This window comes from Methanobrevibacter intestini (assembly GCF_047402955.1).
Classification (GTDB): domain Archaea; phylum Methanobacteriota; class Methanobacteria; order Methanobacteriales; family Methanobacteriaceae; genus Methanocatella; species Methanocatella intestini.
Genome location: NZ_CP187956.1, coordinates 1,158,778 through 1,174,591 on the forward strand (window position 1 = coordinate 1,158,778; position 15,814 = coordinate 1,174,591).

14 protein-coding genes are annotated in these 15,814 nt (G+C 32.1%); 4 read left to right on the forward strand and 10 right to left on the reverse strand.

What is annotated here, in order from left to right; all coding sequences use genetic code 11:
* Window positions 1-107 precede the first annotated feature (107 nt).
* The 3 genes from ACMC9J_RS05315 to dapF all read left to right on the forward strand — a co-directional run bounded on the left by ACMC9J_RS05315 (window position 108) and on the right by dapF (window position 3,425).
* The gene (locus ACMC9J_RS05315; RefSeq protein WP_427003006.1) at window positions 108-1,184 is read left to right on the forward strand and encodes an acyltransferase; all 1,077 of its coding nucleotides are present in this window, start codon (window positions 108-110) and stop codon (window positions 1,182-1,184) included.
* Between the two features lie 88 nt (window positions 1,185-1,272).
* Window positions 1,273-2,556 (forward strand): diaminopimelate decarboxylase, encoded by a 1,284-nt coding sequence (gene lysA, locus ACMC9J_RS05320; RefSeq protein WP_304170500.1) that lies wholly within the window; start codon window positions 1,273-1,275, stop codon window positions 2,554-2,556.
* An 8-nt stretch (window positions 2,557-2,564) separates the two neighbouring features.
* Window positions 2,565-3,425, forward strand: coding sequence for a diaminopimelate epimerase (dapF, locus tag ACMC9J_RS05325; protein WP_019268122.1), 861 nt, complete (start codon window positions 2,565-2,567; stop codon window positions 3,423-3,425).
* Between the two features lie 17 nt (window positions 3,426-3,442).
* Here dapF and ACMC9J_RS05330 read toward each other — a convergent pair whose 3' ends face one another.
* The 10 genes from ACMC9J_RS05330 to polC form a co-directional block, all read right to left on the reverse strand.
* Window positions 3,443-4,024 carry a HemK2/MTQ2 family protein methyltransferase gene (locus tag ACMC9J_RS05330; protein ID WP_304147031.1) on the reverse strand — a complete coding sequence of 194 codons (582 nt, stop codon included), beginning with the start codon at window positions 4,022-4,024 and terminating at the stop codon, window positions 3,443-3,445.
* Window positions 4,025-4,030: 6 nt separating this feature from the next.
* Window positions 4,031-4,942, reverse strand: a complete 912-nt coding sequence (rsmA, locus tag ACMC9J_RS05335; protein WP_250416907.1) for a 16S rRNA (adenine(1518)-N(6)/adenine(1519)-N(6))-dimethyltransferase RsmA — start codon at window positions 4,940-4,942, stop codon at window positions 4,031-4,033.
* A 9-nt stretch (window positions 4,943-4,951) separates the two neighbouring features.
* A complete protein-coding gene (locus ACMC9J_RS05340) occupies window positions 4,952-5,599 on the reverse strand; it encodes a DUF655 domain-containing protein (protein ID WP_019265262.1) in 648 nt (215 codons plus the stop codon).
* 244 nt (window positions 5,600-5,843) lie between these two features.
* Window positions 5,844-6,188, reverse strand: a complete 345-nt coding sequence (locus ACMC9J_RS05345; RefSeq protein ID WP_019266922.1) for an RNA polymerase Rpb4 family protein — start codon at window positions 6,186-6,188, stop codon at window positions 5,844-5,846.
* Between the two features lie 10 nt (window positions 6,189-6,198).
* Window positions 6,199-6,495, reverse strand: a complete 297-nt coding sequence (locus ACMC9J_RS05350) for a 50S ribosomal protein L21e (protein ID WP_019265264.1) — start codon at window positions 6,493-6,495, stop codon at window positions 6,199-6,201.
* Between the two features lie 194 nt (window positions 6,496-6,689).
* Complete coding sequence (locus tag ACMC9J_RS05355; protein ID WP_019265265.1) at window positions 6,690-6,986, reverse strand: putative quinol monooxygenase; 297 nt, start codon at window positions 6,984-6,986, stop codon at window positions 6,690-6,692.
* A gap of 47 nt (window positions 6,987-7,033) precedes the next feature.
* Window positions 7,034-8,104, reverse strand: coding sequence for an NAD(P)-dependent alcohol dehydrogenase (locus ACMC9J_RS05360; protein WP_019265266.1), 1,071 nt, complete (start codon window positions 8,102-8,104; stop codon window positions 7,034-7,036).
* A gap of 186 nt (window positions 8,105-8,290) precedes the next feature.
* The gene (locus tag ACMC9J_RS05365; RefSeq protein WP_019265267.1) at window positions 8,291-8,902 is read right to left on the reverse strand and encodes a queuosine precursor transporter; all 612 of its coding nucleotides are present in this window, start codon (window positions 8,900-8,902) and stop codon (window positions 8,291-8,293) included.
* A gap of 158 nt (window positions 8,903-9,060) precedes the next feature.
* Window positions 9,061-11,391: an anaerobic ribonucleoside-triphosphate reductase gene (nrdD, locus tag ACMC9J_RS05370; protein WP_019266923.1), complete on the reverse strand. Its 2,331-nt coding sequence runs from the start codon at window positions 11,389-11,391 to the stop codon at window positions 9,061-9,063.
* Between the two features lie 170 nt (window positions 11,392-11,561).
* Window positions 11,562-14,867: a DNA polymerase II large subunit gene (gene polC / locus ACMC9J_RS05375; RefSeq protein WP_427003007.1), complete on the reverse strand. Its 3,306-nt coding sequence runs from the start codon at window positions 14,865-14,867 to the stop codon at window positions 11,562-11,564.
* A 183-nt stretch (window positions 14,868-15,050) separates the two neighbouring features.
* Between polC and ACMC9J_RS05380 the strand changes: the two genes are divergently transcribed.
* Entirely contained in the window at window positions 15,051-15,809 is a 759-nt protein-coding gene (locus tag ACMC9J_RS05380) for a hypothetical protein (RefSeq protein WP_019265270.1), read from the forward strand.
* Window positions 15,810-15,814 lie beyond the last annotated feature (5 nt).

Here is a 15,814-nt window from a genome sequence, read left to right on the forward strand (position 1 = left end):
TTTGTTATGTTCATTTTTAGTATCATTTCAAGAGTAATGTTTATAATATATTAAATTTTATAACTAATTATTAGTTAATAGTTCAACTTTAAAGAGGGTAAAGTTCAATGGAAATTGGTGAAAGGATAAGATATGTTGATCAATTAAGGGCAGTCAGTATACTTTTCTTAATTGCAATAAACGTAGCTATGGTTTTTAAGTATAAAAGTGTAGGAAATTTACAGGAATATGTTGTTTTTACGACTTTCGGATTCGGTGTTCCAATATTTCTCATGCTTTTAGGTTTGTTAATGATTGACAGGGATTACTCAGATATTGAAACATTTATTAAAACGGATTTTCTAAGGATTTTCATTCCTTTTTTAATCTGGAATACATTACTGGCTTTACTTATGACGGCATCTGCAGGCAAGCTCAGCTTTAGCTTTGGATGTGTAGCTTATTTTGCATCTAAATTCATGACTCAGCATTGGTATGCATGGATGTTACTTGGGCTTTACCTGTCTTTACCTATATTTTCCCCTTATGTTAGGTCAACAAAATTAAAAGGTGCAAAATATTTCCTTATCCTTGCAATATCTGCATCACTTATCTATCAACTAATTGCATATATCGGGTCTCCAACCTATTTTAATCTAACTTTCTTCATAGGCCCCATCCTTTACATGTTTCTGGGATATTATTTGGAAAATCATAAATTCAATGTAAAATCCAAATGGCTGATTTTAGTTGGATTTATCATATTTTTAATAACAACAGCTTATATGATAAATTTTGATATATTTGTAAATGGAATTCAGAAAACAATATTCCTGCATCATTATAATTTCCTTACAGAAAACTATGTAGATGTAAGTGTGGTAGCTATCCTGCAGGCGGCAGGAGTGTTTGTAATGATTAAATATTTAAATGATCCAAAGCTCCAGAACAATAGGATTCTAAAAAGAATTCATAATAGCAAAAAGTTCAATTATTCTGTAATGACAATTAGTAGAGCATGTTACGGAGTTTATTTGCTTAACCAGTCATTATTGCTTATATTAACTACATTTGTGGATATTTCATTTTTAGATAATTTTGTTGGAATTGTAATACTGACATTTGTTCTGGCATTTTTATGCTGTGTCATTATTTTAGGTTTGATTGAAATGGGAGTTCCTGCCAAATATATAGGTTATGATTAAGCGGAAAATTTTTTTCCTTCCTTAATTTTAAATACAATATCTAATAAAAATTAATATTAATAATTTAAATTACAGGAGTTTTTACAAAATGGATTTAAATATTAAAATTAATGATAAAAACCACTTGGATATTGGTGGTGCTGATGTATGTGACATTGCTGAAGAGTTTGGAACTCCTACTTATGTCATAGATGAAAACAGAATAAGGGATAATTATAACAGATTCTACAATGCCTTTTCAAAATATTATCCTGATTTTAAAGTATATTATGCATGTAAAGCCAACACTAACTTAGCAGTAATGAAAATTCTTGAAAGTGAGGGATGCTGTATTGATGCAGTATCTCCTGGGGAAGTATACACTTCTAAAAAATTAGGATTCTCTGGAGATAGGATATTGTTCACTGGTAACAATGTAACTACTGAAGAATTAAAATTTGTAGCTGAACAAGGAGCAGTTCTTAACCTGGATTCAGTTTCAGCATTAAAAAGATTAGCTGAAGTTGTTGATCCTGAAGGATTTAAAATATCATTTAGAGTAAATCCGATGGTTGGTGCAGGTCATCATGATCACTGTATTACAGGGGGAGTAATGAGTAAATTCGGTATTATGGATAATGAAGCTGCAGAAGTATATCAGTTTGCAGAAGATTTAGGTTTTACTCCAGTAGGTATGCACTCCCACATCGGTTCAGGAATTTTAGATCCGGAACCATTTAAATTAGCTATTGAATCAACAATAGATATTGCAGGAAAAGTTCACGATGAAGCTGGTGTAGATTTTGATTTTATAGATTTCGGAGGAGGAGTTGGAATTCCATACACTCCTGAAGAAAACATTGTAGATATTGATATGTTTGCAAAAGAAAACATTGAATTATTCAAATCTAAATTGGAAGAGCATGATTTAGGTAAACCAACAATGTATCTTGAACCTGGAAGGTATTTGGTAGGTGATGCAAGTGTGCTTTTAACTCGTGTAAACAGTGTAAAACAAAGTTACAGAAAATTTTTAGGTGTAGATTCAGGATTCCATACCTTACTCAGACCTGCAATGTATGATTCATACCATCATATTGTAGTAGCTAATAAAATGGATGCACCAAACACTCAGGAAGTGGATATTGCAGGAAATGTATGTGAATCAGGAGATTTATTTGCAAGAGACAGACCAATGCCTGATGTTGAAGAAGGGGACTTATTAGCTATTCTTAATGCAGGCGCATATGGATTTACCATGTCTTCAAACTATAATTCAAGACCAAAAGCATCTGAAGTTCTTGTTAAAGATGGCGAATGTTTCTTAACCCGTGAAAGAGAAAGTTTTGAAGATTTATTCAACAAACAGATAATTCCTGATTACTTGCAATAGGTGAAAAGATGGATTTAAAAGGATTAAAATTCTCTAAAATGCATGGAATAGGTAATGATTTTCCGATAATTGATGAAAGTGCTGGAGAAGTAATACCTGAAGCAGATAAAGCTGAAGCATGCAGGTTTTTATGCCACAGACATTTCGGTGTAGGTGGGGATGGAGTATTATTTGTAACTCCTTCTGATGTAGCTGATATTGGGTACAGAATGTTTAATCCTGATGGAAGCGAAGCTGAAATGTGCGGTAATGGTATTAGATGTTTTGGTGATTTTGTATACAGAAAAGGTATTTTAAAACAGAAAAAAATGACTGTAGAAACAAAATCCGGAATTAAAACAATTGAAATTACATTAGAAAATGATGAACCGGCATTATTTAAGGTTGACATGGGAACATCTACTTTTAAAACTCCTGAAATTCCAATGGCATCAGATATGGAAGAATTTTTAGACTCTCCATTGGAAGTATTAGATACAACATTCAATACAACAGCCATTAGTGTAGGTAATCCTCATGCAATTATTTTCGTTGACAATATTGATGAAATTGACATAGACAAATATGGTCCTGCTATTGAAACACATGAAGCTTTCCCTGAAAAAATCAATGTTCATTTTGTTGAAGTGATTTCTAAAAATGAAGGAAAAATGCTTACCTGGGAACGTGGAGCAGGAGTTACACTGGCTTGTGGAACTGGAGCTACTTCAACAGCTATTTCAGGATTTAAATTAGGTCTTTTTGATAGTGAAGTTTTATTGCATCTTCCTGGTGGGGACTTGAAATTTAATGTCTATGAAAAAGAAGGAGAATTAGGAGCTTTTATGGAAGGTCCTGCTCAATTAGTATTTGATGGAGAAATTCAATAATTTCTCTTTTACTTTTTTTATAAATAACCATTAATCAGCACAACATCTTCAAAAAAGAAGTGTTCACTAACAGCTATTTCTGCTACAAAACCCTGTTTATCCAGAATATCTAATGTTTTGTCATTGCCGCAAAGTGAAGACTGAATTAGCTGGACGATTCCACCATCATTTAAATGATTTTTTACTTCATTTAAAAAAAGATCAATAACTTTTCTACCATCTAATCCGCCATCAAATGCATAATTTAAATTATCATCAAGAACTTCATCATTTTCAGTAGGTAGATATGGAGTATTAAATAAAATTATATCAAACTTTCTATCTTTTACAGGCTCAAATAGATTGCCGAACAATAATTCAATATTTTCTATATTATTAGCTTTAAAATTCTTACTAGCTAATTCTATTGCATCATAATTAATATCTGTAGCTGTAACCTTACTGGTTAGTTTTGAAGCATACATGGCCACTATTCCAGATCCCGTTCCAATTTCCAGGACACTTTGACCATCTTTAATTAAAAGATTTTCAGCTAACATATAGCTGTCTTCAGCGGGAGTGTAAACAGTTTCAGCAGTATCTATTATAAAATTATCCATTTTAAATTACTCCTTTAATGCAGAATTTAAGTGTATTGAAAGATAAAGTATTTCTTCAGGTGTCAAATTAGTTATTCTTTCAGATAAAAGTTTTTCAATTTTATTTTGTTTAATTGAATTTAATTTAGCTTTCACTTCTTTTTTATCTAAATCAGATATAATGTGTCTGGAATCAATTAAAGCATTTTTAACTTTTTTATTTCTATGCTGGAACAGGGCTTTTACAAATTTGGAATAAGTTTTAAAATCATTTTCATTTATTTCATTAATATTTAAGTGTTTTAATTGCCCGTTTAATTCGGGAAGTTTTGGAGTTAATTTGACAATTGCAGAATCAACTTTTGGCTTTGGAATAAAACTTTCAGCACTTACACTAGCTAATAAATCAACATCGCATTTAAAATATAACATAGCTGAAAGTCTGGAATAATCTTTGCTTCCTACTTTTCCATTCATTCTAGAGGCAAATTCTTTTTGGTACATTAAAATAGCTAGCTGGAAGTCATAATTTAGAAATTTAAATGTAATTGGTGATGAAATTTGATAAGGTAGATTTGAGATGATTTTGTTAAATTTTGGAAAGTCCACATTTAATGCATCATCATTGATTAATTCTACATTATCTATATTTTCGTTTTTCAATCGATTTTCTAATATCTGGCAAATATTAGAATCTTGTTCAATAGCTATTACTTTTTTAACTCGTTTGGCAAGTTCTATTGTTAGTGTGCCAATTCCAGGACCTATTTCTAATACAATATCATCTTTTGTAAGATTACCGAATTGGATAATCTGATCTCGTTTATTTCTATCAATCAAATAGTTTTGTCCGAGATTTTTATTTAATTTTATCCCATATTCATTAAGGATAGATTTTGTTGTTTTAGATAATGAAGTGGAAGCAGCATCACTATTCAAGGTTATCACTTACTTTCTTTGATTCCTATTATTTCTGTGTTTCTTTTGAGTTTTTGGAATTGGAGTGAATAGGTAATATTTTTTCTTACCTTTTTTAGCTGTTGTTGTATCTAGTTCTTGTTTTACTCTATTTACAATCATTTCAGCAGGATTATTTAATGAAGGTATTCTTGTAGTTATGTCTTCAAAGCTTTCAAATGGTTTTTCTTTTCTAGCTTCAACAATTTCCCACATATATTTTTTACCAATTCCTGGAATCAATTCTAATTTGTGAAGTCGGGTACTAATTGCACCTGCAGTATTAAAGAAATCAACAAATTTTTCTTCGTTATTATTAACTATTTCGCGTATACTATATTCTAACTCGATTCTGCTAGTTGCAGTTAAGTTTTCATAGTCTAATTTTCCAAGAACTTTATATATTTGGTCTCTTTTTCCTTTTCCAATATATACTGTGTCTTGAATTTCTAAATCAACTCCTCTTTTAGGAACTAATTCTAGCAAAGTGAAATAGTCGGTACCAATAGCTTGAGCAATAGCTTTACCTTTAAATTTAGACATATCTGAGTTTACATATCCTAAACTAAGATAATCCAATATAACAGCATGTTCTTCAGTTGCTGCTGGTATTTTTTGTTTTTTGTTTTTTGTTTCCATTTTATCACTTCACGTTTGAATTACTCCGTCCTCATGGAGGATGGAATTTTCTTACATTAACGATTAATTGTTAGTAAGGAAATATTAATTGTTTTAATAGTTTACAATTCATTTTTTCTTAAAGTTTTATTTGCCAATTTAATAAACTATAATTATATGTTTTAATTGTTAACTTAAATAAACATATCTAAAAATAGTGATGTGATTATTTTTTAAAAATAAAAAAAGAAGAATAGTTTAAAAACTATTCAATGATGGTATATTGATCTAAGATTTCAAGAATATCTTCCATTTGCTCTTTTTCAATGTGTGTAGCTTCTTTAGCAAATATTAATCTTAAATCAGATAAATCTTGTGGAATTAAATCAACAATACGAACAGCTACTTTTTGCCTTAAACCAATTTTATCTTCAAGTTCAGATATTATTTTTTCGCTGTCTTCAACAGAGTATCTTTTAAATCTTGAAAGATGATTTAAAGTGATATTTTGTTCGTAATTTAATTCATTTTCTTGTGAAAATTCTTCGAGAGCTTCTTTAACTTTTACACTTTGAATTGGTTTGCTCTCAATTATTTTTTTCCCAATCATAGTTATCAGTTTATTGGCTTGTTTGTAATTTTAAGTGATCCGGTCTGATAATTAATTCTTTTGCTTTGTTTCCATCAGTTAATGAAACAATGTAAGCTTTTCCTTTTTTATCAGTGATTTTACCAGTTTTTCCATGGAATCTTGGATGTGGTTGACCTTTTTGGATACTTGGGTTGATAGTAATGTGAACTAAGTCTCCTTCTTCAAATTTTTGAAGTCTGTTGGTAATTGGGTTAGACCTACCTTCTCTTACTACTTTAGTCATTTTTCTTCTTGATTTACTTCTAAATCCTCTTGATCTTTGCATTTAAATAACCTCTTTTATATATTAATGCACTGGGTAAATGAATCCATGTTATCAGCTACCTAGTATAAAATGCCCATAATACTAGTAACACAGAATATAAAAATTATAAAAATATTATCACTTATTTGATAATATTAAATTATTTCTATAAAGATATTAATATACTTTTAGTTTTTTGGATTTGAAGTAACACATTAAAGTTCAATATTTTCTGCTGTAAATACATTAATTTCTAAATCTTCTTTTAAAAGACCATCAATATCTGCTCCAAATTGATTAAAATGCTCTGTTTGGAGGTGTGCTTTTAATATATCCAGATTTTCCCATTGTTCTACAAAAAGTAAGGTGTCCTCTTGAACACTTGAATATAAGTTATAGTTAATATTTCCATTTTCTGATTTTGACTTTTCAATTAAATTTTCAGCAGCTTTGATAATTCTGTTTTTTGATGTTTCATCTTTAGGGATTGCTTTTGCCTGAACGATTATCATTTTCAATCCTCCTTTAAAAGGAAAAAGTAATGAAATTAATCATTACTTTAATCTATCTTTACGATTGGTTTAATCAAGTCTTTTGGTTTGTCTTTCATCAGGTATAAAGCATCTTCAATTTTTTCAAGACCTTTAAACCTGTGGGTAACTAAGAGTTCAGGGTCTGCACGGTTTGTAAGTGCAAGGCGAGCTAATCTCTCCATTCTTACACGTCCGCCAGGACATAATCCGTTTGTGATATTTATATTGGACATACCACAGCCCCACTCTACTCTAGGGATTAAAACATCATCTGCTCCACTTAAGTAGTTTACATTTGATATTGTTCCTCCGGCTTTTGTACTGGCTACAGCTTCTTTCCAGGTGTTTGTTAAGTTTCCTCCTGCAATAATTACAGAGTCAACACCTGCTCCGTCTGTAGCTTCTCTAACCTGTTCATCAATTGGAGCTTCTCTGTAGTTAATAATTTCTGTAGCTCCGTATTCTTTAGCAACTTTTACTGAAATAGGACGGGTTCCTGCAGCGTAAATATCTGCAGCTCCTAAAAGGGCAGCACCTGCAATTGCTGAAAGTCCTACAGCACCAATTCCAATTACTAATACACTTCCTCCCAATGGTATATTTGCATTTTCAGATCCCATCATACCGGTAGACCACATATCTACAAGCATTACTGCAGCTTCATCAGTTAATCCTTCAGGCATTAAGGCTAAGTTAGCATCAGCTAAATTAACATGGAATCTTTCTCCAAAGACACCGTCTTTGAAATTTGAAAATTTCCATCCGCCTAATGGCTCTGTAGTCTGTGAAGGATAACCTCTTTGAGCAGCTTCATCATCCCAGTCTGGAGTAATAGCTGGAACGATTACTTTGTCTCCTACTTTGATATTTTTCACTAAACTGCCGACTTCTTCAACAACACCGACAGCTTCATGACCTAAGACCATATCTTTTCTATCTCCGATAGCTCCTTCCCATACAGTATGTATATCAGAAGTACAAGGAGAGACACATGTCGGCCTTACAATCGCATCTAATGGTCCACATTCTGGGACTTCTTTTTCAACCCAACCAGTTTCATTCAGTTTTTTCATTGCAAATCCTTTAAATGTTGCCATAAAATCCCTCAATAGCCTTTTTTATCAATTGGATTTTGGTTAGGAAATTTAAAAAAATAGTAGTTAAATATGTCACCAATTGTAATTTTAATAAGACTATGTTTATTGGTATGTTTTATGAACTATATATTGTTTACTGTTGATATTAAAAAAAGAGTTAGAAAGATTTAAATTAATCTTTCTTAATTATGCGGTTATCGGTTCACCTTTTTTAGCCCATTTGGTAACTTTAACTGTAATAGGTTGTGCTATAAATGTCCAAATGAACATTATGGTGAAATGAACAAGAATCATTATTGCAATATTGGTCCAGCTTACAGTAAATGCAAATGCTAAAGAGATGAATATTGTATTGTCTAAGATTTCACCAATAGCAATAGCTCCAATAGATTTATATCCGACATTTCCGTCTTTGGATCTTTCTTTAATCATTCTGGTTAATTTAGCATTTACAAAGTTACCAACGATATAGGAAATGAAAGATGCAATTAACATTCTTGGAGTTTGTGAGAAGATATATACAAAACTGTCCTGCCCTTCCCAGAAACTAGCTGCCGGCAGCATCAATGCAATTGTTGAAACAACAACGAAAAGCAAGTTACATACTACTCCAAAAAGAATGGTTTTTTGTGCTGTCGATTCTCCATATGTATCAGCTATTACTGATGTGAGAATAAAGACTACTGGATAAATTATTACTCCGCAGGGAACTGTAAGTCCCCAAAAGCCCAGATCTAAAATTTTTATAGTAACAATATTCGTTGTAACAAAAGCCACACAGAATATTGCAATTAACATTATTTTCTTTTCAAAATAATTTATATTTAAATTTATAGAAATTCCTCCTAATTTTTGAACAATATGTTTTATTTCTGGAAGATTTCATATAATAAGTTTCTGATAAAAATAGGATGGTGTGATGATTTTTTTTTTAAAGGATGGTGTTTGGAAGAAGATTATTCATCTTCAAATCTTCTTCTGTCAATTAACTCTTGACGTTTTCCAGGGTTCCAACCACCAGATGATGATTTTGCACGTCCTACTTGTTGAACATATCCTGTAATTCTGTCATACCATTCAACATCTTCACTTTCTCCACAAGTTGGACATTTGTTGTTTAAACCTTTCATTAAAGTTTTACAATTAAGACAGAAACTTAATGCAGAACTGTAAGCCCAGAAACCAATATCTGATTTTTTAGCTATTTTGTTAGTTAAACTCATTAATGAATCCGGATCGGAATATGATTCTCCCATAAATGCATGGAAGATATGTCCGCCAGGAGTTAGACTGTGGTATTGTTCTTCGATTTTTATTTTGTCAATAAGGGATACATCTGTGTTTACTGGAACATGTGAGGAGTTAGTGTAGTAATTAGCACTTCCGTCACCTTGTACGATAGCTTGATCTCCGAATTGCTCTTTATCAAGAGTTGCAAATCTGTATGCAGTGGATTCTGCAGGAGTTTGTAAAACAGACCATCTGAGACCGGTTTCCTCTTTTAATTTGTCAGCTCTTTCATTTAAGTATTCAATACATTTGACACCAAATTTGTTTGCATCTTTATCTTCGATACCGTTTCCAAATAATGATAATAACATTTCGTTAAGACCAACAAAACCAAAGGATAATGTTGAATTTTGGATTCTGTAATAACTGTCTTCTCCAACTTTTTGTTTAAGGAAAGGCAATATATGGAAGTCATTTAAACATTTTAATCCTTGTTCTCTTCTGAGCATTAATGTTTCTGCAGCTAAATCCATGTATTCATCTAAGTACTCAAATACTTGGGATTCGTCTTTGGATTGGTATCCGATTCTTGGGAGGTTTAAAGTTACATATGCAAGGTTACCTGTTCTTAAACAGTCTTGTTCCCAATCACCAGTCCAATTATCTTGTAAACAAGTTCTGCATCCCATGTAATTCGCCATTTTACCTCTGTAATCAGGCAACATATTGATAAAATAGGATGATCCGTATTTTGCAGATAATTCATGGACTAAATGTAAGTCTTCTTCGTAATCTCCTTTTAATGTTTCTTCACGAAGTGTGTAAATAGTATTCGGGAAAAGATGAGGTTTTCCTTCTTGGTCTCCTGCAAGCAATGTTTCAGTAAATGCTCTTTGGATTAATCTGGTTTCTTCTTCAAAATCACCATAAGTTCCTACTACTTCTCCTTTTGGACCGTATGCAGTTACATCCTGTAAGAACTTTGGAACTCCGAATTCTAAAACCATACTTGTAAACGGTACTTGGGAACCTCTAGCTGCGTAAGCCATATTTAAATTATAAATAAGCATTTGAACAGATTGTTTGATTTCTTCATAGGTTCTTCCTCTTGCAAATGGTGCTACAAATACGTTCCATAAGGACATAGCTTGCCCTCCGGACATATTCTGTTGTGATGCAAGCATAATTTCTCCAGTATGGTTCATTAAAGTTTCCATATGGTTTGGAGCACCTGCAACAGAGGTATGATCTCCAGTTCCGTCTACTTTAAGCCCGTATCTGATGAAAGTTCTTATATCATGTTGCATACAGTTTAGAGGTCTTCCTGCAAAGAATTCCAAATCGTGAATATGAATGTCTCCAGACATATGTGCATCAGCTAAATGTGATGGGAGCATTTGCAAAAGAGCATATTGTTTTAATGCTTCATCAGCTACATGTTTGTGGATACTTTCAGGATTATGAATCATATTTGCATTATCTCTGTTACCGTTTTCAATTAATGAAGTGATGTTGTATACAGGGATACCTAAACGAGTGTAACGGCTTCTTAGGTCTTCTAATCCATATTCTACAAGTTTGGTGTTTACCATTTCCCTGATCATTGGTGCAGTTAAGTATTCAACATTTAATTTTTTAAGTTCTTTCCAAACTTCAGTAGCTATTTCAAATGCAGTTTCTTGAGATGCACCGGTTTCTTCAATTAAAGTATTTGCGATTTTGGATAAATCAAATGCTTCAATAGTGTCTCTGGAAGTACGTACTTTTAATTGGGTGCTGGCTAAATATTTGTTAGCTATTTCACCATCAATATCTTCTAAACATTCATATACGATTTTTTTAATTTCTTTGGTTTTAATGCCGTCATAAAGTGAAGAAACAACCTGTGCTACAATTTTATCAGATTCAAAGAAAGGGGTTTCAACCATTACTAATGATTTTAATAATTTTTCATAGCTAAATCTTTCTTTAATACCGTTGTTTTTTTCAACGTTGATTTTCTTGGAGTTAGCAAGTTCTTTCATTATTTCGGAAGTCTTTTCCATATATGTCACCATCCTATAAATTTTGACGAGAGAGTTTTCTCTCACTTGTATTAATTGTATATTGTTACTTGTATATATTATGTTCGTTTTGATACGAACGATATATGCTTCAGTTAAAATTATTTATGAATTTTTAAATATTATATTAAATTGCAAGAGCAATTAAAAAGTATTGATGTTCTTTAGAAGAAAACATCTAAAGAACTTTGTTTGGATTTATCACTTTCAAAAAGCGAATGAATTCCAAACTCTTGAATTTCTAAACGCTGTCTTAAATAATGAGACACTGGGTATCTATTTACCAAATCCTGCGATATCTCAAGATATTTAGTTACTGAGCCTTTAGAAACTGAAAGTATTAAATTTCCACCACATTTGCATTTTCCGGTAAGTGGCATTCTTCTGTATTTTGAACCGCATTTTGTACATCTTACTTTTTGTTTGGAAAATGCCCTTGAATTTCCCATAATATCCGGTAAAAAGTGGGAAGATAAAACTTTTTCCACAACTCCCCTTTGATCTACCGCTCTGATATTTTCAGCCAGTGCAATTTGAGCTTCTACTTTTTCCCTCATTGAAGGAAGTCTTTTATAAAGACATACTGTAGGTCCAGCATGGATACTTGATGTATGGTGGGAAAACATCAATCCTTCGTATTGCTGTGGGGTTCCTAAATGCATTTCCACATTGTCAATGTATTCTAAAACTTCAGCAGGTTTTAATGGTTCATAAGTTTTTTCATAAAACTCAACAGGGAATCTTTCAAAAATATCCAGATTGTGGGATTCGTCATCTATTTCTTCAGGATCAATTCTTGAAGATAGAACTAACGGAGCATCCATACTTCCTCCTCTTGTATTTGGAAGGTATGATTTTGAGAAGTTGATTAATGCATCTAGAAGCAGCATTACTGCATCTTCATCACTATCACAATTTCTACGTTTTGCAGAGTGGAAATAAGGATGTGCATAACAGCATAATGCTTTTGTAAATCCAACAATCCTGCCTAATACTCCTGCAGAAGTGTGGGGAGCAAGACCTGCCACTAAATGTCCAATCAAGTCAGATCTTTCCTTAACATTATAGAATTTTTCCATTCCATAATATCTTTCAAGTTCATCATCAATGAAATTGGCGGTACGGACAAGATAGTCTGCACAGTTATTGGAAATAACAATATCCTGCACTCTAAGCTCTATAATCTGCTCATCATTTTCAATTGGATTTCCATAGCAGTCTTTAGTATAACCCATTTCCAGAAGTTTTTCAACAGTAACTCCAATTTCTTTTGGTATAAAATGAGTTAAAGGCAAGTCTGTTGAATCATGACGGATGGTTCCATCTTTAAATGTAAATACTTCGTTTTTGGATCTAAGTATTCCTTTTTCAAGAGGTTCAGGTAACTTGGATTCAGAAATCATACCTACAACACCTTTCATTTCATCAACTTTTCTTACTTTTACATTGTCAGATGCTTTTTTAAGCATAGCTGAAAGGTTTATGTTTTTTACACTATGTGGGCTGATTTCTGTTGGAGCTCCACAGTGAGGGCAGATAGACTGGAATGAACTAATTTTACATTGAGTACATTTTCTTCTAGCTAAATCTACTTTGATATTACCTTTTTTAGCTGCAGTAGCTACTAATCTTCTGCTTCCACCATAATTGCCAATTGGGAATAATCCGTGTGGTGCAGGCCTCATTAATCTTTCTTTGGATTTTTCAGGTCTTCCTACACGGGTACCAATATATGCAGGAGCTTTATTTTTAATTTCAACTGGTGAAACTTCATTTAAAGCTTCTATAGTATGTTCTTTAACAGGAACATGATTTACTAATGTATTTATTAAAGCATAGCTGTGGTCTTTGTCTATTGTTATTTTTCCATCTTTTACAGTGTGGGGAACACCTATAATTTCCAGTACTCTTTTTCTGTAATCCAAATCAATAGTAAGTCCGTTTTCTTGTGAATATTTGGATTTATTTTCAAGAATCACATCAATCAATGAGTTTAAATCATTTATTGTTACATCATTATAGCAGTAGGTGTATTTTGGATGTAGAGGTATATTATATTCTTCAGATAACTTAAAAGCTTCAGCAGCAGGAATATAATCATATTCCAGATGATGTAAATCTAAAGTTTCATCCGTGCTATCAAATTTGTCGCTTTTTTGAAGCAGACCAATCCACCATTCTTCACACCATCCTGAAGGCATTAATGGTTGGTTGTTTCTTAAAAATTCTCCAAATGCAACAAGCATATCTCCTAAAAACAGGATTTCTGCAACCTGATTTTTAAGTTCTTTTGCCTGTTTGATTTTATCTATTTTTACAACATCTCCGTTTTTAAGTTTTACAATAGGTCCTTCAATGGAGTCTACCGGAACAACACAGTTACCTTTTCCAGGATATTCAATTTTAAGCTGTGTTCCAACAGCTAAAAAATCAAGCAATGCCATTGTTGCAGGATGGACCCCCATAGTTGCAAGTCCTGTGTTTCTGGAACGGCCATACCTTAAACGGAAACCTCCTTTTTCAGAAGGATAACCTAAAACAGGCCTTCCGCCAATAATATCCTGAATATATTTTGGTTCAGTTACTAAATCTGTGTTGTCATCATCAGATTTTTTGTCATCATTTTTTGGTTTTGAATATTCGGAAAGCCAACCCCAGCTATCCAGTTTAAGTTTTTTAGAGATTTTTAAAATCTTTTTGGATTTCTGAATAACTCCTTCAACCATAGCTAAAAGAGCTCCTCCCCTAATATTATTGGTTTCAACACGTTCTAAATCTCTGTGAGATACTTCAACCTGATCAGTTTGTTCTCCAGTAACTTCTACTGGAATATGGTTAGCTGCAAATCTTACCTCTTCCGGTGTTGGTGAGTATTGCAGGTTGGTAACTTCTGATTCATAAAGTTCTACTTCTTCTACATAACGTTCAATTTCATCATCAACAGGTTTAAAATCATCAATACCTATAGCTTCTTTAATTTTATCTCCAAGCAAAACAGCTAATGCTGCTGCAGTTCCTCCTGCACTTCTGATAGGTCCTGCAAAATAAACTGCAATATATTTTGTAGAATCGAAATTCTGTTTAATTTTTACCTGGGAAATACCTTCCAATGGAGCAGCTACGACTCCTTCTGTAAGAATAGCTAGTGCAGTCCTGAGAGCCTGGTCGCACTTTTGCTCTTCATTATAATTTGCCTTTTCTTTTGTAAGCTCAAATTTTCCAGATGCTATTTCTGCAGCTATTTCAAAAGCTACTTCTTCTCTGGTAATATCCTGTTCTAATTCTTTAATACGTTTAGCAACACCTTCAGGACCAACAAGCCCTTCAACTCTTTCAGCTAAATCCTTTGCTAAAGGAACTTCACTTTTTGTTTCAACATCAAGTCCTTTAGACCTTGCATCATTAGCTATTTTATATAATACTTTAGTATCTGCTTCTAATCTATCAAAATAGTCCATGTTTATCTCCATGAGTTTTTAAAATCTGTTAGTATAATGTATGTTTTGCTACTTATTTAATCATTGGGGAGGCACAAAAATTTTCATCTGTAGTTGATAAAGATTTAAATAATTTAATAGTAATATATTTATTTTTGTATACTTGTTGTTGAACATAAATTTAGAAAAGATTATTATTGCTTGTATGGTGATATAGTGTCTGAAGAAAACGTAACTGAATTTGAAAGCCAATTAAAAGAAAAAGATCAAAAATTAGATAATCAGTCTAGTGAACTTAATTATTTAACTAATGAAATTATTCCTAATCTTAAAAAAGAAAATGCAGAGTTAAAGAAAATTAAAAATGAATTAACTGAAGCATTAGAAAAAACTACTAGGAAATATTATGATCAATTAGATATTAATGCAGATTTAAGCGAAAAATTAACAAAAATTGGTGCTGAAGATGCAATTAATAAAGTAAGGGCTGAAAAGCTTGAATCTGAAATTGATGATATTAAAAAAGATGCAGAAGCTAAAGTAGCTGATTTCAAAGCTAAATTGGATGATGTTGATGCAGATAAAGTTGATAAAATAAAAGCTGAAAATCAGGATTTACATTCCCAATTAACTGAAAAAACTTCTGAATTAGATAAACTTAAAGAGTTAGTCCCTGATTTTAAATCTGAAATTGATGATTTAAGAAAACAAGTTATTGAAATGGGAAATTATAAGGAAGAAGTTGATGCTAAAGTTAAAGGCGAAATGAATAAGCTTAATGAAGAAATTAAGTCACTTACTGCAGAACTTAAAGGTAAGCAAAGTAGTTACGATAAATTACATAACGATTCACAAAAAACTATTGATGATTTAAAAGGACAAGTTTCCAAACTTAAAAAAACTTTAGAAAAACAAGCTAATAGAGGATTTTTAGACAGACTTTCCAATAAAAAAGTCTCAATTGATGATGATTAAATCAT